This is a genomic window from Dactylosporangium sp. NPDC048998, from assembly GCF_043197855.1.
Taxonomy (GTDB): Bacteria; Actinomycetota; Actinomycetes; order Mycobacteriales; family Micromonosporaceae; genus Dactylosporangium.
The window spans coordinates 97,546-120,162 of the sequence record NZ_JBICTV010000008.1 but is presented as its reverse complement, the minus strand read 5'-3'; the positions used below and the strand labels follow the sequence as shown (position 1 = coordinate 120,162).

19 protein-coding genes are annotated in these 22,617 nt (G+C 71.9%); 14 read left to right on the top strand and 5 right to left on the bottom strand.

Annotated features, from left to right (window positions below):
- The first annotated feature begins 132 nt into the window (after positions 1–132).
- The 10 genes from ACGFI8_RS20825 to ACGFI8_RS20780 all read left to right on the top strand — a co-directional run bounded on the left by ACGFI8_RS20825 (position 133) and on the right by ACGFI8_RS20780 (position 12,155).
- On the top strand, positions 133–2,046 hold the full coding sequence (locus ACGFI8_RS20825) for a hydantoinase/oxoprolinase family protein (RefSeq protein WP_392807057.1): 1,914 nt from the start codon (positions 133–135) through the stop codon (positions 2,044–2,046).
- 32 nt (positions 2,047–2,078) lie between these two features.
- Complete coding sequence (locus ACGFI8_RS20820) at positions 2,079–2,507, top strand: acetone carboxylase subunit gamma (protein ID WP_392807055.1); 429 nt, start codon at positions 2,079–2,081, stop codon at positions 2,505–2,507.
- 23 nt (positions 2,508–2,530) lie between these two features.
- Positions 2,531–4,657: a hydantoinase/oxoprolinase family protein gene (locus ACGFI8_RS20815; RefSeq protein ID WP_392807054.1), complete on the top strand. Its 2,127-nt coding sequence runs from the start codon at positions 2,531–2,533 to the stop codon at positions 4,655–4,657.
- 22 nt (positions 4,658–4,679) lie between these two features.
- Positions 4,680–6,977 (top strand): hydantoinase B/oxoprolinase family protein, encoded by a 2,298-nt coding sequence (locus ACGFI8_RS20810; protein ID WP_392807053.1) that lies wholly within the window; start codon positions 4,680–4,682, stop codon positions 6,975–6,977.
- A 17-nt stretch (positions 6,978–6,994) separates the two neighbouring features.
- Positions 6,995–7,807, top strand: coding sequence for a hypothetical protein (locus ACGFI8_RS20805; RefSeq protein ID WP_392807051.1), 813 nt, complete (start codon positions 6,995–6,997; stop codon positions 7,805–7,807).
- Position 7,808: 1 nt separating this feature from the next.
- Complete coding sequence (locus ACGFI8_RS20800) at positions 7,809–8,600, top strand: CoA transferase subunit A (RefSeq protein WP_392807049.1); 792 nt, start codon at positions 7,809–7,811, stop codon at positions 8,598–8,600.
- 1 nt (position 8,601) lies between these two features.
- Positions 8,602–9,309 carry a CoA transferase subunit B gene (locus tag ACGFI8_RS20795; RefSeq protein WP_392807047.1) on the top strand — a complete coding sequence of 236 codons (708 nt, stop codon included), beginning with the start codon at positions 8,602–8,604 and terminating at the stop codon, positions 9,307–9,309.
- 185 nt (positions 9,310–9,494) lie between these two features.
- A complete protein-coding gene (locus ACGFI8_RS20790; protein WP_392807046.1) occupies positions 9,495–10,166 on the top strand; it encodes a zinc-binding dehydrogenase in 672 nt (223 codons plus the stop codon).
- A 200-nt stretch (positions 10,167–10,366) separates the two neighbouring features.
- Positions 10,367–11,131, top strand: coding sequence for a tryptophan 2,3-dioxygenase family protein (locus ACGFI8_RS20785; protein WP_392807044.1), 765 nt, complete (start codon positions 10,367–10,369; stop codon positions 11,129–11,131).
- Positions 11,124–12,155, top strand: a complete 1,032-nt coding sequence (locus tag ACGFI8_RS20780) for a methyltransferase (RefSeq protein ID WP_392807042.1) — start codon at positions 11,124–11,126, stop codon at positions 12,153–12,155. The genes ACGFI8_RS20785 and ACGFI8_RS20780 overlap by 8 nt, the downstream gene beginning before the upstream one ends.
- Positions 12,156–12,159: 4 nt before the next feature.
- On the opposite strand, the gene ACGFI8_RS20775 is transcribed toward ACGFI8_RS20780, so the two are convergent.
- Together ACGFI8_RS20775 and ACGFI8_RS20770 are read right to left on the bottom strand one after the other, a co-directional pair.
- Positions 12,160–13,473, bottom strand: coding sequence for a pyridoxal phosphate-dependent aminotransferase (locus ACGFI8_RS20775; RefSeq protein ID WP_392807041.1), 1,314 nt, complete (start codon positions 13,471–13,473; stop codon positions 12,160–12,162).
- 44 nt (positions 13,474–13,517) lie between these two features.
- A complete protein-coding gene (locus ACGFI8_RS20770) occupies positions 13,518–15,401 on the bottom strand; it encodes a DUF4118 domain-containing protein (RefSeq protein WP_392807040.1) in 1,884 nt (627 codons plus the stop codon).
- A gap of 87 nt (positions 15,402–15,488) precedes the next feature.
- Between ACGFI8_RS20770 and ACGFI8_RS20765 the strand changes: the two genes are divergently transcribed.
- From ACGFI8_RS20765 to ACGFI8_RS20755, 3 genes are all read left to right on the top strand, one after another.
- On the top strand, positions 15,489–16,679 hold the full coding sequence (locus tag ACGFI8_RS20765; protein WP_392807039.1) for a sugar efflux transporter: 1,191 nt from the start codon (positions 15,489–15,491) through the stop codon (positions 16,677–16,679).
- A gap of 57 nt (positions 16,680–16,736) precedes the next feature.
- A complete protein-coding gene (locus tag ACGFI8_RS20760) occupies positions 16,737–19,589 on the top strand; it encodes an FAD-binding and (Fe-S)-binding domain-containing protein (RefSeq protein WP_392807038.1) in 2,853 nt (950 codons plus the stop codon).
- A gap of 121 nt (positions 19,590–19,710) precedes the next feature.
- A complete protein-coding gene (locus tag ACGFI8_RS20755) occupies positions 19,711–20,130 on the top strand; it encodes a PPOX class F420-dependent oxidoreductase (RefSeq protein ID WP_392807037.1) in 420 nt (139 codons plus the stop codon).
- A 5-nt stretch (positions 20,131–20,135) separates the two neighbouring features.
- Here ACGFI8_RS20755 and ACGFI8_RS20750 read toward each other — a convergent pair whose 3' ends face one another.
- The 3 genes from ACGFI8_RS20750 to ACGFI8_RS20740 are packed head-to-tail and all read right to left on the bottom strand — an operon-like array spanning position 20,136 to position 21,834.
- Positions 20,136–20,936 (bottom strand): GNAT family N-acetyltransferase, encoded by an 801-nt coding sequence (locus ACGFI8_RS20750; RefSeq protein ID WP_392807035.1) that lies wholly within the window; start codon positions 20,934–20,936, stop codon positions 20,136–20,138.
- Between the two features lie 26 nt (positions 20,937–20,962).
- On the bottom strand, positions 20,963–21,322 hold the full coding sequence (gene crcB, locus ACGFI8_RS20745) for a fluoride efflux transporter CrcB (protein ID WP_392807034.1): 360 nt from the start codon (positions 21,320–21,322) through the stop codon (positions 20,963–20,965).
- Complete coding sequence (locus tag ACGFI8_RS20740; RefSeq protein ID WP_392807033.1) at positions 21,319–21,834, bottom strand: fluoride efflux transporter FluC; 516 nt, start codon at positions 21,832–21,834, stop codon at positions 21,319–21,321. The genes crcB and ACGFI8_RS20740 overlap by 4 nt, the downstream gene beginning before the upstream one ends.
- A gap of 232 nt (positions 21,835–22,066) precedes the next feature.
- Between ACGFI8_RS20740 and ACGFI8_RS20735 the strand changes: the two genes are divergently transcribed.
- Positions 22,067–22,573: a hypothetical protein gene (locus ACGFI8_RS20735; RefSeq protein WP_392807032.1), complete on the top strand. Its 507-nt coding sequence runs from the start codon at positions 22,067–22,069 to the stop codon at positions 22,571–22,573.
- Positions 22,574–22,617 lie beyond the last annotated feature (44 nt).

Genomic DNA, 22,617 nt, shown 5'->3' with positions numbered 1-22,617 from the left:
GTCCGATGTTGGGACACCGCCGCCCGGTGAGACACGAGCAAGGTTGTCGGCACGCCGGAGTTGCGCAGGAAACCCGCCGGAAACGCGGTCGCCTTGCGCAGCCACCCGTGGACTCACCGACCAAGGAGCGGCATGGACACCTTGATCAACATTGACAACGGAGGCACGCTCACCGACATCTGCGTCTGGGACGGCGACCGGTTCACCTACACCAAGACCCTCACCACGCCGCACGACCTGTCGGAGTGCCTCTTCGCCGGGATCGAGAAGGCCTCGGCCGCCCTCTACGGCGACGCCGACACGGAACGGTTGCTGCACGCCACCCAGCACATCCGCTACTCGACCACCCAGGGCACCAACGCCCTGGTCGAGCGGCGAGGTCCGATGATCGGCATCCTCAGCACGATGCCGGACCTGTTCGAGCGGATGCGCGGCGGTGCGGCCGAGCGGGACCTCTTCGACGCGCTGGTCGCCGACGGGGCGCTCACCATCGACATGGACGCGACCGACGAGGAGATCGACTTCGAGGTCGTCCAGCGGATCAACCGGCTCACCACCCTGGGCGCCGCCCGGGTGGTGGTGGCCGGCGCGTCGCCGGAGCTGGAGCGCCGGCTGCGCAGCGTGCTGCTGCGCAGGTTCCCGCGGCACCTGCTCGGCTCGGTCCCGCTGCTGTACTCGTGGGACCTCGCCGGCGACCGCGACCACCCGCGCCGCGTGTGGTCGTGCGTGCTCAACTCGTTCCTGCACCCGACGATGGAGCGGTTCCTGTACGCGGCCGAGCGGCGGCTGAAGTCGTACAAGGTGATCAACCCGCTGCTGGTCTACCGCAACGACGGGGCCTCCTCGCGCGTGGCCAAGGCGGTGGCGCTCAAGACGTACTCCTCCGGGCCGCGTGGCGGCCTCGAGGGTACGGCGGCGCTGGCCCGCATGTACGGCCTGGACCACACGTTGATGATGGACATCGGCGGCACCACCACCGACGTGGGCGTCGTCCGCGGTGGCGCGGTGGCGGCCGGCGAGCGCGGCACGATCGAGGGCGTCGGGATCTCGTACCCGATGAGCAACGTGCACTCGACGGGCGTCGGCGGGTCCTCGGTGATCTCGGTGGTGGACAGGCAGATCACCGTCGGGCCGCACAGCGTGGGAGCGGCCCCGGGCCCCGCCTGCTTCGGCTTCGGCGGCCAGGAGGCCACGATCACCGACGTCAACCTGCTGCTCGGGGTCCTCGACGCCGACACCTACCTCGGCGGCACCTTCCGGCTCGACGCCGAGCGTTCGGCCGCGGTCATCACCGAGTCCATCGCCACTCCGCTGGGCATCGGCCTGGAGGAGGCGCTGATCCGGATGGAGCGGGCCTACTTCGACGCGCTGGCCCGGGCCTTCGCGCACCTGGTCGAGGAGGATTCGACCCTCCTCGCCTTCGGCGGCGCCGGCCCGATGAGCGCCGCGGGCGCCGCTCGCCCGGCGGGGGTGAAGCGGGTGCTGATCCCGCGGATGGCGGCCGTCTTCTCCGCGTTCGGCATCGCCTTCTCCGACATCGGCAAGACCTACGAGGTCGGCGTGGCGGAGCCGACCACGGCCGGCGCCGCGGCGACCTACGACGAGATGATCGCCCGCGCCCGGCGCGACCTCTTCCAGGAGGGCTACGCCCTCGACGACTGCCGCACCGACGTGCTGCTCACCGTCGAGCACACCGACGGGTCGGCGGTGGCGACCGCGCCGTACCGGGCCGGAGACATCGTGGACTTCCCCGGCAAGCAGGTCTCCCTGCGGCTGTCGGTGACCGCCGCGCTGCCGCACCCCGAGATCGCCCCCGACACCCACGTGCCCGGGATCCGGGTGGCAAGCCCCGAGGCCCGGCCCGTGCGGTCGGCGCCCGACCAGGTCGACAAGGTGCCGGTGTTCGTGCTCACCGAGATGCCGCCCGGTGCGTGCGGCGAGGGCCCGGCGATCGTCGAGGGCCCGTTTTTCACCGCCCGCGTGCTGCCGGGCTGGCTGTTCCGGGTCACCGCCTCGGGCGACCTGCTGCTCACCGACACCCACTGACATCCCCCGACCGCCGCGAGAGGAAGGTCATCATGCGCGTCGCCATGACCGAATACCTCGTCATCGACCTCGAGACCGAGCGCTGGGTCTGCCGCGTGTGCGACCGCGACATCTGGTCCGCCCACGAGAACTACAAGCCCGGCTGCCTGGTCTACGACCGTGACCCGCGCGAGATCCACCAGCCGATCATCGATCCCGACCGCTACGAGTTCACCTTCTCCCCGGACCCGGCGTACTGCCGGATCCTGGAGTTCTACTGCCCCGGCTGCGGCACCCAGATCGAGACCGAGTACGTCCCGCCCGGACACCCGCCGACGGTCGACATCGTCATCGACGTCGCCGCGCTGCGCGCGCAGTGGCAGGAGCGCGGCGTCGACCCCGAAGCGGTCCACAACTACGGGCCCGGCGAGGACGCCCAGCGATACACCGCCTTGCACAAGGCGACCGGCCACATCCGCTGATCGCGCGAGGAGAAAACACGACGATGAAACGCATCTCCGTCGACATCGGGGGCACCTTCACCGACTGCTTCTTCGTCTGGGACGACACCTACGTCGAGGCGAAGGCGCTGACCACCCATCACAACCTGGCGCTGGGCTTCAACGAGGCGCTCGACCTGGCGTGCGGCCGCGCCGGGCTGGACCGCGGCGTCGTGCTCAAGGAGGTCGACTCGGTCCGCTACGCCACCACCCTGGGCACCAACGCCCTCATCGAGCGCAAGGGGCCCAAAGTGGGGGCGATCGTCACCCACGGCTTCGAGGACACCATCCCGCTCTCCCGCGGCCGGGGGTACGGCGAGGGCCTGGACTACTCGATGCAGCAGAACCTCCCGGCCGCCGAACGGCCCGAGCCGCTGGTGCCGCGGCACCTGATCCGCTCGGTCAAGGAGCGCGTCAACTCGGCCGGCAAGGTCGTGGCCGAGCTCGATCCCGAGGACGTCCGCACGGTGGTCAGGGAGCTGGTGGACGCCGGCGTCGAGGCCCTCGTGGTCTCGCTGGTCAACGCCACCGAGAATCCCGAGCACGAGCTGGCGATCCAGGAGATCGTCCTCGACGAGTTCCCGGCCCACGAACTGGGCGCCATCCCGGTGCTGCTGGGCCACCAGGTCTCCGGCCGCAAGGGCGAATACGTGCGGGCGACCTCCACCATCGTGGACGCCTTCCTGCACGAGATCATGTTCCACGCGCTCAGCCAGCTCTCGAACAACCTGCGCGACTCCGGATACGACAAGCCGATGCTGGTCATCCACAACTCCGGCGGCATGGCGCAGATGAACTCCACCGACGCCCTGCAGACCATCCACTCCGGTCCGATCGCCGGCGTCGGCGCCGCGGAGCACCTGTCGAACGAGACCGGCCTCGGCCACGTGATCTCCACCGACATGGGCGGGACGTCCTTCGACATCGGCCTCGTGCCCGAGGGCGGGGTGAAGCACTACGACTTCCTGCCGACCATCGACCGCTGGCTGGTCTCGGTGCCGATGGTCCATCTCGACACGCTCGGCGCGGGCGGCGGCTCCATCGTGACGTACGACCGGATCCACCACTCCATCAAGATCGGCCCGGAGTCGGCCGGCTCCAACCCCGGCCCGGCCTGCTACGACCGCGGCGGGCTGCGTCCGACGGTGACCGACGCCGACCTGTTGCTCGGCTACCTGGACCCGGACAACTACGCCAAGGGCTACATCAAGCTCAACCCGAAGCGCTCCCGGTTCGCCATCGAGGAGAACCTGTGCGACGAGCTCGAGATGGACGTGCTCGATATCGCCCGCGCGATCAAGGACGGCGTCGACGAGCAGATGGCCATCGGCATCGGCAAGGAGCTGCGGGTCCGTGGCTACCTGCCGGAAGACTTCACGATGCTCGCGTACGGCGGCAACGGCCCGCTGCACGCCTGCGGCATCGCCCGCCATGCCGGCATCAAACGGGTCCTGGCCCCGCCGTTCTCGTCGGTGTTCTCCGCCTGCGGCGCCGGCAACATGAAGCAGCTGCACTTCCACGAGCGCGGCGTGCACATCACGATGTACAACGCCACCACCCGGTCGCTGTACGACCGGTACGCGGAGTTCAACGCGATCGTCGAGGAGCTCGAGGCCCGGGGACGCGAGGACCTGGTGCGCCAGGGCTTTCCGGCCGGTGACGTGCGGTATCGCCTGGAGCTGGACATGCGCTACGGCAACCAGCTGCTGACCCAGGCGGTCGCCCTGGACGTCAACCGGATGAACGGCGTCGGCGACGTCCTGCACATGATCCGCGCCTTCGGCGACGTCTACAGCCACCGGTTCGGCGCCGCCAGCGCGGCACCCGAGGCCGGCATCCGCGTGGGCACCGTGCGCGTGGCCTCCTACGTCGACGGCGACGTCGTCAGCTTCGACTCGCTGGAGGCCCCCGGTCCGCGCACCGTGCCGGCCGCGATGTCCCGCCGCAAGGTCCACTTCATCGGCCATCGCGAGCCGATCGACACCCCAATCTTCGACCAGACCTCGCTGTCGCACGAGTACGTGATCCCCGGTCCCGCGATCGTCACGACCGAGAACACCACGTACCTCGTCGAGCCGGGCTGGCGGCTGGAGCCGACGGTGCAAGGCGCCGTCTGGTTCCGGCAGGACTGATCGAGCACACCAGGAGAAGACCATGACTGTCACGGACGAGCAGAACACCCTTACGCCGCAGGAGCGCGAGTGGGTCGACCGGTTCATGGACGAGACCACGCTCTTCCTCGGTCCCGACCCGCTGATCATGCGCGACCACTCGATCCAGGCGCGGTCGTCGCGGGAGACGAGGGCGATCGCCGCCGGTGTCGACCGGCTGGTGGTCGAGCGGATCCGCAAGCGGATCGCCGGCGCGCTCGACGAGGGCTACGAGATGTGCGAGGCGCAGGGTGCGGCGCCCGGTGCGAAGTGGGGTGACCTGACGACCGCGATCTACACCGCGGCCGGCGACGTGTCCTACCTCTCGTGCCACGGGGTGATCGCGTTCTCCGCGGTCCTGCACCACCCGATCCGGTACATCATGAAGTACTGGAAGGACGAGCCGACCGTCGGCATCCACGAGGGCGACGGGTTCATCCACAACGACGCCCGGTTCGGCAACATCCACAACACCGACCAGTCGATGATCATGCCGATCATGCGCGAGGGCGAGGTCATCGCCTGGGTCGCGGCGACCATCCACGAGGGCGAGAACGGCGCCTGCGAACCGGGCGGCATGCCGTCGGGCTCGGAGACGCCGTTCGACGACGGCATCCGGATGAGCCCGTTCAAGATCGTCGAGCGCGGTCACCTGCGCCGCGACCTGCTGACCTTCCTCCAGCACTCCGTGCGCGACCCCAAGCTCCAGCTGGCCGACCTGAAGGTGAAGATCACCGCGGTTCGCAAGATCATGGAGCGCATCGACAAGGTCATCGACGAGGTCGGGGCCGACACGTTCGTGGCGGCCCTGCGGATCACCGTCGAGGACGTCGACGCCGAGGTGCGCCGCCGCATCAGCGAGCTCCCCGACGGCACGTACCGCTTCAACCAGTTCATGGACTCGACGCTGAAGGAGAACATCCTCATCAAGTTCGCCTGCGCGATCCACGTCAAGGGCGACAAGATGACCGTCGACCTGCGCGGCACCGGACCGGAGATCCTCAACCGGGCGATCAACTCGCCGCTTTGCTCCGTGAAGTCCATGTTCATGCAGGCGATCCTGGCCTTCTGGTGGCCCGACCTGCCGCGCTGCACGTCCGCGATGAGCTGCATCGAGATCATCTCCGACGAGGGCACCTGGGCCGACGCCTCCTACGACGCCCCGATGGGCCAGTCGCTGCAGGCCTCGTTCCGGGGCTTCTCCGCGATGCAGGCGCTCTACGGAAAGATGTCGTTCTCCACGCCCCGCAAGTACTCGAACATCGTGGCCAACTGGTTCAACCAGATCAACACGTTCCTGTGGGGTGGCGTCACCCAGCACGGCGACATGGTCGGCAACCTCTGCGCCGATCTCAACGGGATGCCCGGGGGAGCCAAGCCCTTCCGCGACGGCGAGGACGCCGTCTCGCCGCTCTTCTGCGCCATGGCCGACACGGCCGAGCAGGAGGTGATGGAGGAGGAGGTGCCGTTCATGCAGCTGGTGGCCAAGCGCCTGGTCCGCGACAACATGGGCTTCGGCAAGTTCACCGGCGGCATGGGCTACGAGATGATCGTGGCCGCCGAGGGCACGCCGCAATGGGGCTTCATGACGGTGACCTCCGGGGCGAAGTTCTCGTCCATCTACGGCATGTTCGGCGGCTACGGCTGCGGCACCTACCCGCTGTGCATGGTCAAGGGAACCAACGTCTACGAGCACATCCGGCAGGACAACACGAAGTTCGACCTGTCGATCGAGAAGGTCATGAACGAGCGCCCGTTCCCGGACGGCAGGTATTCCACCTACCACATGGGCCTGCAGTACGACATCGCCAAGGACGGCGAGCTGTACATGATCTCCCAGGGCGCCGGTGGCGGATACGGCGACCCCCTCGAACGCCTGCCCGAGTCGGTCGTGCGCGACGCCGAACTCGGCCGGATCAGCCAGAAGGTCGCCGAGGACATCTTCGGTGTCCGCTACGACCCGATCAGCTTCCGGCTCGATGCCGAGGCCACGGCGCAGGCCCGCGCGCGGGCCCGCGAGGCGCGCCTGCGGCGCGGCAAGCCCTATGCGGAGTTCGTCAAGGAGTTCGTCACCGAGCAGCCGCCTGCGGACCTCCTCTACTACGGCTCCTGGGGCGACCAGACCGAGGACCTCACCGCCACCGTGTTCACCATCGACGGCCCCCACCGGGTCAAGGCGCCCCTGCGGCAACTGCCGATCATCATGATCCCGGACCGCCGGGAGCTGAAGATCGCGGCGCTGGAGGCACGCGTGCGGCAACTGGAGGACAAGCACGGCGAGAAGGTCAAGCGACTCGCCTGATGGCCAAGGAGCAGCACATGTCTTCCCTCACTGCCCTGCTCGACGCCGCACCGGGCGGCCGGGCGGTGGTGATCGACCACGACGCCTACGCGAAGGCGGTGCTGCGGCAGGGCGGCGAGATCCCGTGGGGTGACCTCGCCGCCCTGACCGGGCACGTCGCCCGGGTCCACGCCCTGCTGGACCCGGACGCGGTGTTCGTCGACGCCGAGACGTTCTACGACGCCCACCTCGGGGCGACCCCAGACCTGGTGCGGGCGATGGGGAGGCGCAGCCGCCCGGGCTATGCGCTGCGCACCCTGCTCGGTGACGAGGCCGCGGCCGGGCGGCTGGTCTCGACCGTGCGCACGCTGGCGGACTCGACCCGGCGACGGGTCGTGCTGTCGGTGCCGTCACCGGCGCGCTGGTTGATGCGGGCACACGACCGGGCCGGCGAGCGCCTGGCCGAGGTCGGCGCGGACCACGCCGACAGCGCCTCGATGTACCTCGCCGAATGGCTCGGGCGTCTCGGGTCGCTTCCGCTGGGACTGGTGCTCCTCGACGCCCGGGCCCGCCGCGGGGACTCGGCCACGCCGGAGTCCCCGGAGCGGCTCGCCGACTACTCCTCGCTGACCAACGTGGCCGGGCACTTCGGCTGGACGCCGGCGGTGCGATGCGACGCATCGGTCGAGGTGGCCGGCGACGTCGCGCGGGCCGCCGTACTTCCCGAGGCGTTCTGGCACGGCGAGCACGAGACACCCCGCGACGGGGCCCGGTTGGTACTGACCACGATCCCGGCCGACGCGCAGCCCGAAATGGTGCTGATGCGCAGGGCACTGCTGAAGGAGGCGTGAGGTGGACAAGATCGTGGCATCGGCCCGTGCGGCGGTCGCCGACATCCCGACCGGGGCCAGCGTCGCCAGCGGTGGCTTCGGAATCTGCGGTATCCCGTCGGTGCTCCTGGCCGCACTCGCCGAACAGGGTGCGTCGGAGCTGACGGTCATCTCCAACAACTGCGGGATCCCGGGGGTCGGCAACTCGCTGCTGCTGCAGCGGCGGCGGATCCGCCGCCTGGTGGCGTCGTACGTGGGGGAGAACAAGGAACTGGAGCGGCAGTACCTCTGCGGCGAGGTGGAGATCGACCTCAACCCGCAGGGGACGCTGGCGGAGCGGCTGCGCGCCGGCGGGGCCGGGATCGCGGCGTTCTACACCCGCACCGGCGTCGGCACGCAGGTCGCCGACGGCGGGCTGCCGATCAGGTACGCCGCGTCGGGGGAGGTCGCGCTGGCCTCGGAATCCAAGCCGAAAGAGGTCTTCGAGGTCGACGGCGTGCCGCGGACCTTCGTGCGTGAGACGGCGCTGCGGCCGGACTTCGCCCTCGTGCGGGCCCGGCGCGGCGACCGGCACGGCAACCTGGTCTTCCGCAAGGCCGCCCGCAACTTCAACCCGCTCTGCGCCATGGCCGGGCGGGTGACGATCGCCGAGGTGGAGGAGCTCGTCGAGCCGGGCGACCTGGATCCCGACGAGATCCACCTGCCCGGCGCTTTCGTCCAGCGGGTGGTGCCGCTGACCGCCGACCAGGCCGCCGACAAGGGGATCGAGCGACTCACCCTGCGCGCCGCCACGACCGGCGCGGGAGGTGCCTGACATGCCGTGGACCCGGGACGAGATGGCCGCTCGGGCCGCGGCCGAACTCAACGACGGCGACTACGTCAACCTCGGCATCGGCCTGCCGACGCTGGTCCCCAACCACGTGCGCGCCGGCGTGGAGATCATTTTGCAGAGCGAGAACGGCATCCTCGGCCTGGGCCCCTACCCGGTCGCCGGCGAGGAGGATCCGGACCTCATCAACGCCGGCAAGGAAACGGTGACGGCCGCGCGGGGAGCCAGCTTCTTCGACTCCGCCACCAGTTTCGCGATGATCCGCGGGGGCAAGGTCGACGCGGCGATCCTCGGCGGTATGCAGGTCAGCGAGCGCGGCGACCTCTCGAACTGGGTGGTGCCCGGCCGGCTGGTCAAGGGCATGGGTGGAGCGATGGACCTGGTCCACGGCGCCCGCCGGGTGATCGTGCTGATGGAGCACCGCGCCAAGGACGGCTCGCCGAAGATCCTGCCCGAGAACACGCTCCCGCTCACCGGCGCGGGCGTTGTGCATCGCATCATCACCGACCTCGGCGTCATCGACGTGACCGCCGACGGTCTGGTGCTGGTGGAGACGGCGCCGGGCGTCACCGCCGACGACGTGCGGTCGGCGACGCCGGTGCGGCTGGGTTCGGCGCGGCCCGGCCAGGGCGGGACCAATGGCCCTGTGACCGGCCGGGGTGCGGAGCGACGGTACGAGGAAGAGAACCGCTAGGAGGCGACTGGAGATGCGAGCGCTGGTTTATCACGGTCCGGGCAGCAAGAGCTGGGAAGAGGTCGCGGACCCCGCGGTCCAGCAGGACACCGATGCGATCGTCCAGGTGGACGCGGTCACCATCTGCGGCACCGACCTGCACATCCTCAAGGGAGACGTACCGACGGTCACGGACGGGCGGGTACGTGCGGGTGCCCTTCGCCGACAACTCGACCTATCCGGTGCCGGCCGGGGTCAGCGACGATCAGGTCCTCATGCTCGCCGACATCCTTCCCACCGGGTACGAGGTCGGCGTGCTCAACGGTGCCGTCCGTCCGGCCGACACCGTCGCCGTCGTCGGCGCCGGCCCGATCGGGCTGGCCGCGATGCTCGGCGCCAAGCTGTTCACGCCGAGCCATGTGGTCGCGATCGATCTCGCCCCCGCACGGCTCGAGGCGGCCAAGCAGTTCGGCGCGGACGTGGTGGTCAACAGCGGCACCGAGGACCCGGTCGCCGAGCTGATGCGGCTCACCGACGGGCTCGGTGCGGACGTCGCCGTCGAGGCGGTCGGCATTCCCGAGACGTTCGAGCTGTGCACCCGCCTGATCCGTCCCGGCGGGCGCGTGGCCAACATCGGCGTGCACGGCAAGCCGGCGACGCTGCACCTGGAAGATCTCTGGATCAAGAACGTCACGATCACGACCGGCCTGGTCGACACGTACTCGACCCCCACCCTGCTCGGACTGGTCGCCGCGCACCAGATCGACTCGGCCCGGCTCATCACGCACCACTTCGCCCTCGGCGAGTTCATGCAGGCCTACGACACCTTCGCCCGGGCCGGCGAAACCGGCGCGCTCAAGGTCGTCCTCAACCGCTGACGACCCTCCTGACCCGCCCGCCGGCGCCGCCTTTGGTGGCGCGGCGGGCGATCGGGCTCATGTCACAGTGATGAACGACTATTTAAATCCGCGGTTCTTCATTGATATATGGCAATTGAAAAAATGGCTGGTGTCTTGTCCCGGACTGGCGGCTCGGATATCGTTGGCGATCAGCGGAGACGGAAAGGGCCTGCTGAATCGTGTATTCGCACCTGCATCCGGCCACGGAACGCCCAAGCTACGCCGGCTATCTCCGGATTCCGGAACTCATGTCCCTGCAACATCCCCTGACGCCGCCGGACGACCTCAGGACGTTCCGCGCGGAGCACTTTTTCATCGCCGTACATCAATGCAGTGAGTTACTGTTACGACAGGCGATGCTGGAGCTCGACGCCGCGGTCGAGTGCCTGGCCACGCCGGACGGCGACGCCGAGGACTGGCTGGAGAGCGTGGGCCGGGCGACCGACTGCATGGTGACGCTGCGTCAGCAGGCCGAGCTGCTCGGGCGGCTGCCGGTCGAGTGCTTCGCCGCGTTCCGGCAGCGGCTCGGCACAGCGAGCGGCGCCCAGTCCGCGCACTTCCACCGGCTGCGGACGGTCCTCGGCATGAATGGCGACGGGCCCGGCCCACTCTTCGAGGGCTACCTGCGGCTGCTCGACCACTCCGGTCGAGACCTGGCCGAGCTGGTCGCCGGCGGGCTGCGCGGCGACCCGATGTTCCGGATGTCCCAGGCCCTCGCCGAGTTGGCGCAGGGGGTCTGGAGCTGGCAGACGACCCACCTCCACGTCGTCACCCGGATGATCGGTGACCGCCCGGGCACCGGCGGCACCACCGGCCTGGAACACCTGACGAGCCGGCTGCGCACGCCGTTCCCGCAGCTGTGGGCGGCCCGCGCCGAGGCGCACGCCGGCCACACCCAGACCCGCAGCAGCCACGCCGAGACCCACGGGGTACCCGTTGCCTAGCCGCACCGACTTCGCCGGTACGACCGCCGTCCTGTCCCTGCTGTCCGGCGCCATCACGACGCAGGTCGTCTCGGCCGGCGTGAGCCTCGGGCTGCCCGACCTCCTGAGTGACCGCCCCCGCAGCACCGAGGACTTCGCGCGGGACACCGGCGTCGACCCGCCCAACCTGCTGCGTATCGTGCGCGCCTGGGCGGCGTTCGGCCTGCTCGCCATCGACGACGCCGGCGAGCTGCGGCAGACGCCGTTGACGCCGCTGCTGCGCCGGGACACGCCCGGCTCACTCCACCACCGGTCGCTGCAGCTCGGCCACCCCGACCTGTTCCGGGTGTTCGAAGGGCTCGGCACCGCGCTGCTCGACGGCGGCTGCGCGTTCGAGGCGGCGCACAAGCGCACGATGTACGAGTTCTTCGGCGACCGTCCGCCGCTCGGGGAGCTGTTCGTGCGGGACCTGTCCGCCAACTCCGTCGGCATCGGCGACGAGCTCGCCCGCGCGTACGGCTTCTCGGACGTGTCCACCGTCGTCGACGTCGGCGGCGGCAACGGCCGGATGCTGACCCGGCTGCTGCACGCCTGGCCGCACCTGCGCGGCACCGTCTTCGAGCGGGCCGAGGTGCGGCCGGCGGCGGAGCGACTCCTGGACGCGGAAGGCATGGCGGACCGCTGCGCGGTCGTCACCGGCGACTTCTTCGCGGGCGTCCCGGCCGGCCACGACGTCTACCTGCTGAAGTACGTCCTGCAGGACTGGGGCGAGGAGGAGGCGACCGCGCTGTTGCGGTCGTGCCGGGCGGCGATGGGGGCCGGGAGCCGCCTGCTGATTCTCGAGCAGATCGTCCCCGACCGGCCCACGATGACGCCGCGCGCGCAGTCGGCGGTCCTCGACGACCTGTTGGTGTTCTCGTTCACCGGCGGCGGCAACCGGACCATGAGCGAGTTGGCGGCGCTCGTCCACGGCGCGGGCCTGGCGATCCGCGAGCCCGCGACCCGGCTGCCGCAGGTCGACGTCGTCGAGTGCGTTCCGGCATGAATGCTCATTGGTAGCGGATCCCGGCATCCTCGAGCCGCCGGATCGCCTCGACGACGACGTCCTCGCCTCCGCCCAGGTATGCCCGGAGGAACGGCACGCCGGCGTCGGTGCCGTCGATCGTGATCGACGCGTGCGAGAACAGCAGCCCGGTGCGGTCCAGCAGGTCGCGGCGCCACGCGTCGACGCCGTCCGTCCGGGTGCGAAACGCGGGCGGCACCGCGACCAGGAAGTACGGCGTCGTGGTCCCGGTGGCGGTGAGCTCCCGCGGCCAGCCCAGCCCGGCCAGCGACTTGGCCCACAGGGATCGGTGGTGGCCGAGGGCGGCGCGCAGCCCGGCGAGGTAGCGGCCGCACTCGGGGTCGGCCAGCCAGCGCGCCATCGCCCATTGCCGGCGCGCCCCGCGCGGGAAGGCCCACTGGATGGTGTGCCGTGCGATGGCGCGCAACGTCTCGGGGTGGGCCATGACGCTGCCGATGCCCCAGTCGTTGCAGGCGAACACCTTGCCGAACGACTCCACGCGGCACCACCGGCGCCGTGCCCGCTGCGGCGCGCAGGCGCGCGTGAAGTACCCGAGCAGGGCCGCCGGCGCGGAGACCTCGTCGGCGTCGTCGGTCACCACCCGGCGGTAGGCGTCGTCGAGCAGGATTCCGGCGCCCCGCGCGGTGGCGGCCTCGAACAGCGTCGCCAGCACGCTCTCCGGCCAGGTCGCGCCGGTCGGGTTGTGCTGCGTGTTCACCACGACCAGCGCGAGCCGCCGGCCCGGGTCGGCGTCGAGCCCGGCCAGCGCGTGCCCGATGTCGGCCGGGTCGGGGATCCAGGCGTGTTCGGCGCGCAGCGGCCAGTACGCCATCTCGTAGCCCAGCGGCTCGAACACGCCGGCGTAGTCCCACGTCGGGTGGGCGCACAACACCGCCGGGGTCCGGCCGTCGCCGTCGGCGTCGAGCAGGTGCCTGGCGAAGTCGCCCATGATGCCCCGGGTGCCGGTGCCGGAGGTGAGGTGCAGGTCGAAGTCCGCGCCGGGGCTCGCATGCCGCTCCAGTCGCTCGGACCGCACGGTGTCCGCCGCGATCGACCGGCGCGCCTCGGGCAGGCCGGCCGGCGTCCGGCTGTAGCCTGCGAGGTGCTGCGGCGCCTGCTGTTCGTACGCCGCCAGCCCGGTCGGCAGTGCCCCGCCCAGCAGGTAGGGGTCGCCGATCGACATCGGCAGTGGCGGCAGGGCGTGCCGGGCCCGCAGATACCGGTCGAGCATCCGCGCGTCGTCGGTGGTGTCGACGTCGGGATCGGCCATCAGGCTGGCGAGGGGCGGCAACCGCAACACCCGCATCATGATAGCGGATACATCGAAGAATATCGATGAATTGCTCACTCGTGACCGAGCGGGATGGTGGCCACCAGCGATGTCCCGGCGCCGGGAGGGCTCGTGATCGTCATGTGTCCGCCGAGTGTCTCGACGCGGTCCTTGAGGCCGGTGAGTCCGGCTCCGTGCTCGGGTTCGGCGCCTCCGACTCCGTCGTCGCGGATGGTGAGCTGGAGCGCCCCGCGTTGGGTCTTCACCTCGACGTGTACGACCGACCCGTGCGCGTGCTTGGCGGCGTTCTTCAGCGATTCCGACACGACGTGGTACGCGACCGTCTCGACTCCCGGGGGTAGCGGACGGTCGGTGTGGATCTGCAGGTCGACCGGGACAGCGGAGCGGCGGGCCAGGGTCTTGAGCGCCGGCTTCAGGCCACCCGTCGTGAGGACCGCGGGATGAATGCCTTGCGCGAACTCCCGCAGGTGCTGCACGACCTCCTTGAGCTCCGCGGTTGTCCGTGCCAGCTGTGCCCGCACCGGCTGGGGTATCGCGTCCGCGTCCTCGGCCGTGCTCAACGCGCCCAACTCGAGGTAGATGCCGACGAGTTGTTGTTGTGTGCCGGCGTGCAGTTCCTGTTCGATGCGCTGGCGTTCCTCGTCGCCGGCGGTGGCGATGCGGGCGCGGGATGCGATGAGCTGGGCCCGGTTGTCGGCGTTGGCGATGGCGGTCGCGGCCAGGTCGGTGAAGTCCTTGATGCGCGCCTCCGTATCCGAAGGCAGGGGCTCGGGCCGCATGGACGTGACGACCGCCGCGCCCCACACCCGGTCCTCGACCACGATCGGTACACCGACCGAGGCGTGGGCGCCCAGCTCGCGCCCGACGGCGGCGCCGGGAGGGGGGACATCGGCGTAATCGTCGATCCGGGCGGCGGCGCCGCTACGCCACACCAGTGCGGCGATGGCGCTGTCTGCGATCGGCCGGCCGCCGCCGACCAGCGTCGACACGCCGGGCTGGTTGGTCGAGACGATCGTGAACGTGTCATCGGGCTCGAAGCGCAGCAGTGTCGTGTGCCGGTTGTCCAGCAGGCGGCTGACCTCTGCCATGACGGCGTCGAAGATCTCCGTAGAGCTGACGCCGCGCGCGACGAGCGTCGCCACCCGTCGCAACGCGGCCTGCTGCCGTGCCAACCGCTGGAACGCCTCGCCTCTGACCTCCAGCGCGTTGAGCATGGCCCCGCGTTCCCGCGCGGCGCGCAGCAGCGACGCCAGCGACGGCGCGATGCGCTGCCGCAAACGCTGCACCTGCCGGTCGGGCACCCCGGCACGCAACCGCAGGGTGCCGAGTGCGGCGTCACCGTCGCACAGCGCGAACGTGTGCCGCACGTCGCCGGAAGCGCCGTCGGGGGGCGGTTCCTTCGGATCGGTCCGATCGGTTTCGTCGAAGGAGGTTTCGATCTCAACCGCGGTGGCCGGCAGATCGAGGGCGTGTGCGATGCGCTCTGCGACCGCGGGCAACGCCGCGGTGACATCGTCGACGTTCAGCAGCAGGCGGGCCAGCTCGGCCGTGAGATCGGACTCCTGTGCCTCGACCGCCCGCAATCGGGACAGATCCGCCAAGGTGCTGGTCATCATCGCGACGACAAGGAAGACCCCGAGCTGGACCCAGTCCTGGGTGTCGTTGACCGCGAGATGCCCGACCGGGGGGATGTGGAAGTACACGTACGCGAGGGCGCTGGCCGCCGCCGTCGCCACGCCCAGCCAGAGTCCCCAGAGCGTCGAGACCAGTAGCACGCCGAGCAGATAGATCAAACCCGCGGCGGCGGGTGACGTGGTCGTGCTGAGGGGGTACGCGAGCAGGGTCTCGGCCACGATCATGAAGAGGGCGACCGCGATCCCCCACACGCGACGCGGCGGCGTCGGGCGCACCAACAGCAACAGTGGACCCGGACCCACGGTGCCATTTTATCCAGGTTCGGGCCTTTTCTCGGCGCTGGTTCTCGGCGCTGACACCGGGACGCCTGGGGTCATACAGTGCGATTCATGATCGTCGAAGAGCCGCGGCGCGCCCGCCGCGTGGCGCTCGCGCTGCTTCCGCTCGGGCTGGTGTTCCTGGCCGTCGGCGTCGCGACCGCCGTCGTCTATCCGTTCCTGTCGCTGTTCCTCAGCACCGAGGTCCGCGCGGGCCCGGCGCACGTCACCGCGTTCCTCGTCGCCGCCCCGCTGGCCGGCGTGGTGGTCACGTCGCTGCTCGGCCGCCTGTCGGACCGCCGCCCGATCCGCCGCGCGCTGCTCATCGCGGCGGCCGGGGCCGGGCTGCTCAGCAGCGCGCTCACCGCCGTCGTCCGCGACTACTGGGCGCTGCTCGCGCTCGCGGTCACCGGCACCGCACTGGCCGGCGCGCTGTTCCCGCAGACGTTCGCCTACGCCCGGCAGGTGCTCGTGCGCGACGACCCGGCCCGCTCGGCGCTGGGCATCACCGCGCTGCGCACGGTGTTCTCCCTCGCGTGGGTCGGCGGGCCGCCGCTGGCCGCGCTGCTGCTGACCGCCGGCGGCTTCACGGCCGTCTACGCCACGGCCGCGGTCATGTACGCGCTGGCCGGGCTGGTGGCCCTCCTCCTGCTGCGACGCGACGAGCCGCCCGAGCCGCCGGCGGTCCGCGACACCGGGACCGGTGGCGGCCCCGGCCGCGGCCGGCTCTGGCTCAGCGCGGTCGCCTTCACGCTGCTGCAGTGCCCGCTCACGCTCGGCCCGCAAGCGCTGCCGCTCTTCATCGCCGGGGATCTCGGCGGAGACGTCGCCGACGCCGGGCTCATCCTCGGCCTGTGTGCCGCGCTGGAGATCCCGCTCATGCTCGGGCTCGGCGCGCTGAGCACCCGCGTGCGGCTGCGCACCCTGGTGCTCGCCGGGGCCGTGTGCGGGGTGCTCTACGAGGCGCTGGCCGTCGCGGCGCACAGCGTGTGGCTGCTGGCCGGCGCCCAGGTCGTCAACGCGTGCTTCATCGCCGCCGTCACCGGCCTGGGCATCGCCTACCTGCAGGACATGCTGCCCGGGCAGCCCGGCCGGGCCACCACCCTGTTCACCAACACGTTCCCGGTCGGCGCGATGCTGGCCGGCCCCCTGTTTGGCATTTCGCAGCAGCTCGGGTTCCGGTGGGCGTACGGCATCGGCACCGCCCTGTGCGCGGCGGGCCTGGTCGTGCTGGTGCTGACCCGGCCGGTACGCCGCGCCTGAGCGACTCTCGAAGCGGTATAAGATCGCCCTCGAGACGGCGTGGGCGGAAAGAGGGACATGACCGGCGGCACTGGAGATGATCTCGTCGGTCGCCTCAGCCGGGCGGGCGTGGGTGATGTACTGGCCGACGCGGCGCACCGGTCGGCGTATGCCAGCGACGCCTCCCTGTACCGGGTCGTGCCCCGGGCCGTGGTGCGGCCCCGCTCCGACGACGACGTCGCCGCCACCTTCGAGGTCTGCCGGGCCCTCGGCGTGCCGATCACGGCCCGCGGGGCCGGGACGTCGGTGGCCGGCAACGCCATCGGCCGCGGCGTCGTGCTCGACTTCAGCCGGTACCTGAACCGCGTGCTGGACGTCGACGCCGACGCCCGCACCGCGCGGGTACAGGCCGGCACCGTGCACGCCACCCTGCAGGCCGCCGCGCGGCCGCTGGGCCTGCGCTTCGGCCCCGATCCGTCGACGCACACCCGCTGCACCATCGGCGGGATGATCGGCAACAACTCGTGCGGGTCGCGGACCCTCGGGTATGGCCGGACCTCGGACAACGTGCTCGGCCTCGACGCGCTCACCATCGACGGCGAGCGGCTGTCCACCGGGCGGGACGACAAGGGGCGCCCCACCCTGGAGGGCGCAAAGGCGGTCGCCGAGTCGCTGCAGGCGATCGCCCAGGCCAACCTGGCGGTCGCCCGCACCGAGTTCGCCACCTTCGGCCGGCAGGTCTCCGGCTACGCCGTCGAGCACCTGCTGCCCGAGCGGGGCTTCGACCTGACCGGCCTGCTGGTCGGCAGCGAGGGCACCCTGGCGGTGGTCACCGAGGCGACGGTCCGGCTGGTCGCCGACCCCGCGCACCGCCTGCTGGTCGTCCTGGGCTACCCGGACTTCGGCTCGGCCGGCGACGCCGTGCCCGCCGTCCTGGAGTTCACCCCGACGGCCTGCGAGGGCATCGACTCCCGCATCGTCGAGGTGGTCCGCGGCCGGCGGGGTCCGGATGCGGTACCGCCGCTGCCGGATGGCCGGTCGTGGCTGTTCGTCGAGATCGCGGGCGACGACCTCGGCGAGGCGCGGGAGCGCGCGCGGCGGCTGGTGGCGGCGGCCGGCGCGGTCGACACGAGGGTGGTCGAGGACACCGCCGAGGCCGCGCCGCTGTGGCGCATCCGCGAGGACGGCGCCGGGCTGGCCGGACGCGCCCCCTCCGGCGTGCCCGCGCACGCCGGGTGGGAGGACGCCGCCGTACCGCCCCAGCGCATCGGCGACTACCTGCGCGACTTCGACGCCCTGACCGAGCAGCACGGGCTGAGCGCCATGCCCTACGGGCACCTCGGCGACGGCTGCGTCCACGTCCGGCTCGACTTCCCGCTCGACAAGCCGGGCGGACCCGGGAAGTTCCGCGCGTTTCTGGAGGACGCCGCTGACCTCGTCGTGCGCTACGGCGGGTCGCTGTCGGGCGAGCACGGCGACGGCCGCGCGCGCAGCGAACTGCTGCCGCGGATGTACTCCCCGGCGGCGATGGACCTGTTCCGCTCGGTCAAGCAGGCCTTCGACCCGGAAAATCTGCTCAACCCCGGCGTGCTCGTCGACCCGGACCCGGTCGACGCGGACATCCGCGTCGCGGCGGCCCGCCCGGTCCGGGCGAAGCTGGCGCTGGCCTACCACAGCGACGGCGGGGACTTCAACCAGGCCGTGCACCGCTGCACGGGTGTGGGCAAGTGCCGCGCCGACACGACCGTCCTCGGCGGCGTCATGTGCCCGTCGTTCCTGGCCACCCGCGCCGAGAAGGACTCGACCCGCGGCCGCGCCCGGGTGCTGCAGGAGATGCTCGACGGCGACCTCGCCCCGGACTGGCGCGCCACCGCCGTCCACGACGCCCTGGACCTGTGCCTGTCCTGCAAGGGCTGCGCGTCGGACTGCCCGACCGGCATCGACATGGCCGCGTACAAGGCCGAGGTGCTGCACCAGAGCTACAAGGGGCGGCTGCGGCCGCGGTCGCACTACTCCCTGGGCCGGCTGCCGCGCTGGTCGCGCCTGGCCGCCCGGATGCCGCGGCTGGCCAACCGGCTCACCTCGCTGCCGGGCGTGCGCACCGTCGCGCTCTACCTGGCCGGGGTCGACAAGCGCCGGTCGATCCCGGAGTTCGCCGGCCAGACCTTCCGGCGCTGGTTCCGCACCAACGCGCCGCGGCGCCCCGACACTGGCCGGCCGGTCGTGCTGTTCGTCGACAGCTTCACCGACCACTTCGCCCCCGAGATCGCCAAGGCCGCGGTCGAGGTGCTGACCGCCGCCGGATACGCGCCCGAGATCACCACCGAGTCCGCATGCTGCGGCCTGACCTGGATCAGCACCGGCCAGCTGGACGCGGCCCGCCGCATCCTCGGCGCGACCGTCGGCCAGTTGCGCGACGCGGCCGAGCGCGGCGTGCCGATCGTCGGCCTGGAGCCGTCGTGCACCGGCGTGCTGCGCGGCGACCTGGTCGAGCTGGTCGACACCGACGACGCCCGCAAGGTCAGCGCGGCGACCGTGACCGTGGCCGAGCTGCTGGCGCGCACCCCGGACTGGTCGCCGCCGTCGCTGGCGGACGTGCGGGTCGTCGCCCAGCCGCACTGCCACCACCACGCGGTCATGGGCTGGGACGCCGACGCCAAGCTGCTCAAGGCGGCCGGGGCCACCGTGCGGCGCCTCGGCGGCTGCTGCGGCCTGGCCGGGAACTTCGGCGTCGAGCGGGGCCACTACGAGGTCTCGGTGCAGGTCGCCGAGCAGCAGCTGCTGCCCGCCCTGCGGGACGCGCGGGAGGGCGAGGTGTTCCTCGCCGACGGGTTCTCGTGCCGCACCCAGGCCGCCGACCTCGCCGGCGTGCCCGGCAAGCACCTCGTCCAGCTGCTGGCCGACGCCCTGCCGGAGCGCCCGCGGACATAGCCCGGCGTGCGCCCGGCCGGCCTACCGCTGCGCGCCGGACCACGCCGGACGCTCGCGCGGGTCATCCCGGGACTCCTCCGGTGCGGGCCCGGCGGCGCGGCAGACTTCAGGTGTGCCAGCGATGACCGACAAAGAGGCGATCGCGTTCCTGTCACAGGGGACGCACACCGGTAAGCTCGCCACGGCCGGCCCGTCCGGCGACCCGCACACGGCGCCCATCTGGTTCGTCGTCGAGGGGCGCGACCTTGTGTTCACCACCGGCCGGGACTCGGTGAAGGGCCGCCACCTGCGGGAAAACCCCAGGGCGGCGCTCACCGTGGACGTGGAGCAGTTCCCGTACCACTTCGCCGCCGTCCGCGGCGAGGTCGAGGTCGCCGAGGACCCGCGGGACCTGGTCGACTGGACGACCCGGATCGCGCAGCGGTACGTGCCGCAGGGCGAGGCGAAGCGCTACGGCGAGGTCAACAGCAGCCCCGGCAGCCTGCTGTGCCGGCTGCACATGGACCGGGTGACCGGGGTCCGCGACATCGCGATCCTGTAGCGCGTTCAGCCGAGGCCGGGTGAGTACACCCAGGTCGTGGGCGGCTCGACGTCCGGGGTGTGCATCGCCAGGTCGTGATCCTCGATGCGGAACCCAGCGCCGAGCAGCCACGCCACCGCGGGATGCGGCCCGGGCAGGCAGAGCGAGACCTCGGCCGCGCCGAGCCCGTGCAGGACGGCGCGCAGGATCGCGGTCGCGTCCTCCCCGGCCGGGCAGGTGAGGTGGGTCAGCCCGCTGCGGCCGGCCGTGCCCGCGGCCACCGGGCGGGTGCCGTGGTGCACCAGCAGGCCGTCCCCGGGCCGGTACGCGTAGATGCCGGCCGGACCGGCGCCGGTCAGCCGCCGGTCCGCGGCCGTCGCCGTCGCGGCGTCGACCGGGGTCACCGTGAGCGACGAATCGGCCGCGGCGGGGGCGGGGCCGCGCAGGTACAGCAGCGGCCAGGCCGGCCGCAGCCCCGCGCGGAGGTACAGCGGCAGCGCGGCGGGGTGCCGGGAGCTGAACGTGAACCGGCGTCCGGCGGCCGGGTCCGGCCACAGCGCGCGCAGCAGCCGGGCGCCGACGCCCCGGCCGTGCCGGGCGGGATCGACGAAGAGATCGCTGAGCATGTTTCCGAGCGCCCCGGTCGTGGTCGCCCCCCACCCGGCGACCGCGCCGTCGTCGTCGCGGGCGACGCGGACCGTGCCGTTGCCGAGCAGGTACGCCAGGTAGGCCGGGTCGGCGCCGGAGTCCGTGTCCGGCTGGCCGGCGGCGCGGGAGATCCGGGCGATGGACGGCGCGTCGGCGGGCGTGGCCGGTTCGATCCGCACGCCTTCGATCCGCAAGCGCTGGCCGGTCACCGTACCGCCTGGGCCAGCAGCAGCCCGACCGCGCCGGCGCCGAGGCCGGCGACCACGGAGGCGAGCACGTTCATGACGGCGTAGAAGCGGGCGCCGATCTGCACGAGCCGCAGTGTCTCATAGCTGAACGTCGAGTAGGTGGTCAGCGCGCCGCAGAAGCCCGTGCCCAGCACAGCGGTCACCGCCGGGTCGGCCGGCAGGCCGGTGACCAGGCCCAGCAGCAGCGAGCCGGCGACGTTGACCGTCATCGTGCCCCACGGGAACACCGAGTCGTGCCGGGCCTGGATCGCCCGGTCCGTCAGGTATCGCAGCGGCGCACCCACCGCCGCGCCCGCCATGACCAGCAGCAGCATCACGGTGTGGCACCCGCCTCCCGGCTCGCCCGCTCGCCCACCTGTCCGGCCCACCGCGACACCACCGCGCCGGTCGCCGCCGCCCCGGCCCACACCGCCAGCAGCGCACCGACGACGGTCACGGCCAGGTACGCCAGCGCCACCCACGGCGCGCCCGCCGACGCGGTCTGATGGATGTCCACGACGTACGTCGAGAACGTGGTGTAGCCGCCGAGCACGCCGACGCCGACGAATGGGCGCAGCAGCCGCCGGTCGGGGGCGACCTGGGTCACGATCACCATCAGCACGCCGATGAGCAGGCACCCGGACACGTTGATCAGCAGCGTCGTCCACGGGAACTCGCCGCGCGGATGCGGCCAGGCCGTGGACAGCCCGTATCGGGCCAGCGTCCCGCACACGCCGCCGGCCGAGATCGCCGCCAGCACCGGCACGGGGCTCGGGCGCAGCTCCGCTCGTTCCGCGGGCACGTGCAGATCAACGTCGGCGTCCACCGGCGCGCCGTCGCGCTCGACCATCGAGTCCCTCCCTACCAGGGCATGCGGCAGCTCACTGGCAGGGACCGTTGGCGGCGTCGCAGTTCACCCCCGCATCCGGGGGTCGGCGGGCCCCACCGCCGGCGGCACCGGTGCGCGGCGCCGTGACCAGCCTAACCGACACTGCCGGCACCGGCCCCCTGCGGCGGGCGGCATCCGTCAACTATCCGCGCGATCTCTGGCGCTCCCGGCGCGGCTCGCGACAATCGGTGGCATGCGACGGTGGTGCTCGGTGGCGGTCCTGGCCGCGGTGATGGTCATGGCGGCGGGCTGCACGACCGATCCGAAGAAGGCCACCCGCAACGTGGACGAGGCGATGGCCGCCGCGCTCGGCATCCCGGTCGCCGACCTGGCGGGCGCCGGGGTGCGCTCCGACCCGGGCTCGCTGCCGGTGCCGTGCCTCGACGTTTGCCCTTCAGCGACGCTGGAACTGCCGGCGGGTGGTGGCGAGCATCCCGAGTGGGCGCCGTCGGCGGTGCTCGAGCGGCTCCTGGCGCAGCGGTACACCGTGGTCAGCGCCGACGCGCCGTATCAGCCCCCGGCCACGGGGAGCCCGGCGGCCGGGTCGGCCGGCCCCTCGGCCGCGCCGTCGGACGCCGACCCCGCCCCGCGGTGCCGGCGGGTGCTGCCCGCCGGCGGCGCGTGCACGCTGCACAAGCAGGTGACGCTGCGGCTGTCGGTCGACGGCGACACGTTCAGCCTCCGCGCGAACGGCGGCTGACGGCAGCGCCGGTGGGCCGGGTACCGCGGTGCCGCGATACCCGA

Coding starts and splice junctions, on each gene's coding strand:
- ACGFI8_RS20825 (WP_392807057.1), top strand. CDS start 133: ATGGACACCTTGATCAACATTGACAACGGAGGCACGCTCACCGACATC.
- ACGFI8_RS20760 (WP_392807038.1), top strand. CDS start 16,737: ATGACCGGCGGCACTGGAGATGATCTCGTCGGTCGCCTCAGCCGGGCG.
- ACGFI8_RS20810 (WP_392807053.1), top strand. CDS start 4,680: ATGACTGTCACGGACGAGCAGAACACCCTTACGCCGCAGGAGCGCGAG.
- ACGFI8_RS20765 (WP_392807039.1), top strand. CDS start 15,489: ATGATCGTCGAAGAGCCGCGGCGCGCCCGCCGCGTGGCGCTCGCGCTG.
- ACGFI8_RS20735 (WP_392807032.1), top strand. CDS start 22,067: ATGCGACGGTGGTGCTCGGTGGCGGTCCTGGCCGCGGTGATGGTCATG.
- ACGFI8_RS20755 (WP_392807037.1), top strand. CDS start 19,711: ATGACCGACAAAGAGGCGATCGCGTTCCTGTCACAGGGGACGCACACC.
- ACGFI8_RS20820 (WP_392807055.1), top strand. CDS start 2,079: ATGCGCGTCGCCATGACCGAATACCTCGTCATCGACCTCGAGACCGAG.
- ACGFI8_RS20815 (WP_392807054.1), top strand. CDS start 2,531: ATGAAACGCATCTCCGTCGACATCGGGGGCACCTTCACCGACTGCTTC.
- ACGFI8_RS20740 (WP_392807033.1), bottom strand. CDS start 21,834: ATGGTCGAGCGCGACGGCGCGCCGGTGGACGCCGACGTTGATCTGCAC.
- ACGFI8_RS20805 (WP_392807051.1), top strand. CDS start 6,995: ATGTCTTCCCTCACTGCCCTGCTCGACGCCGCACCGGGCGGCCGGGCG.
- ACGFI8_RS20795 (WP_392807047.1), top strand. CDS start 8,602: ATGCCGTGGACCCGGGACGAGATGGCCGCTCGGGCCGCGGCCGAACTC.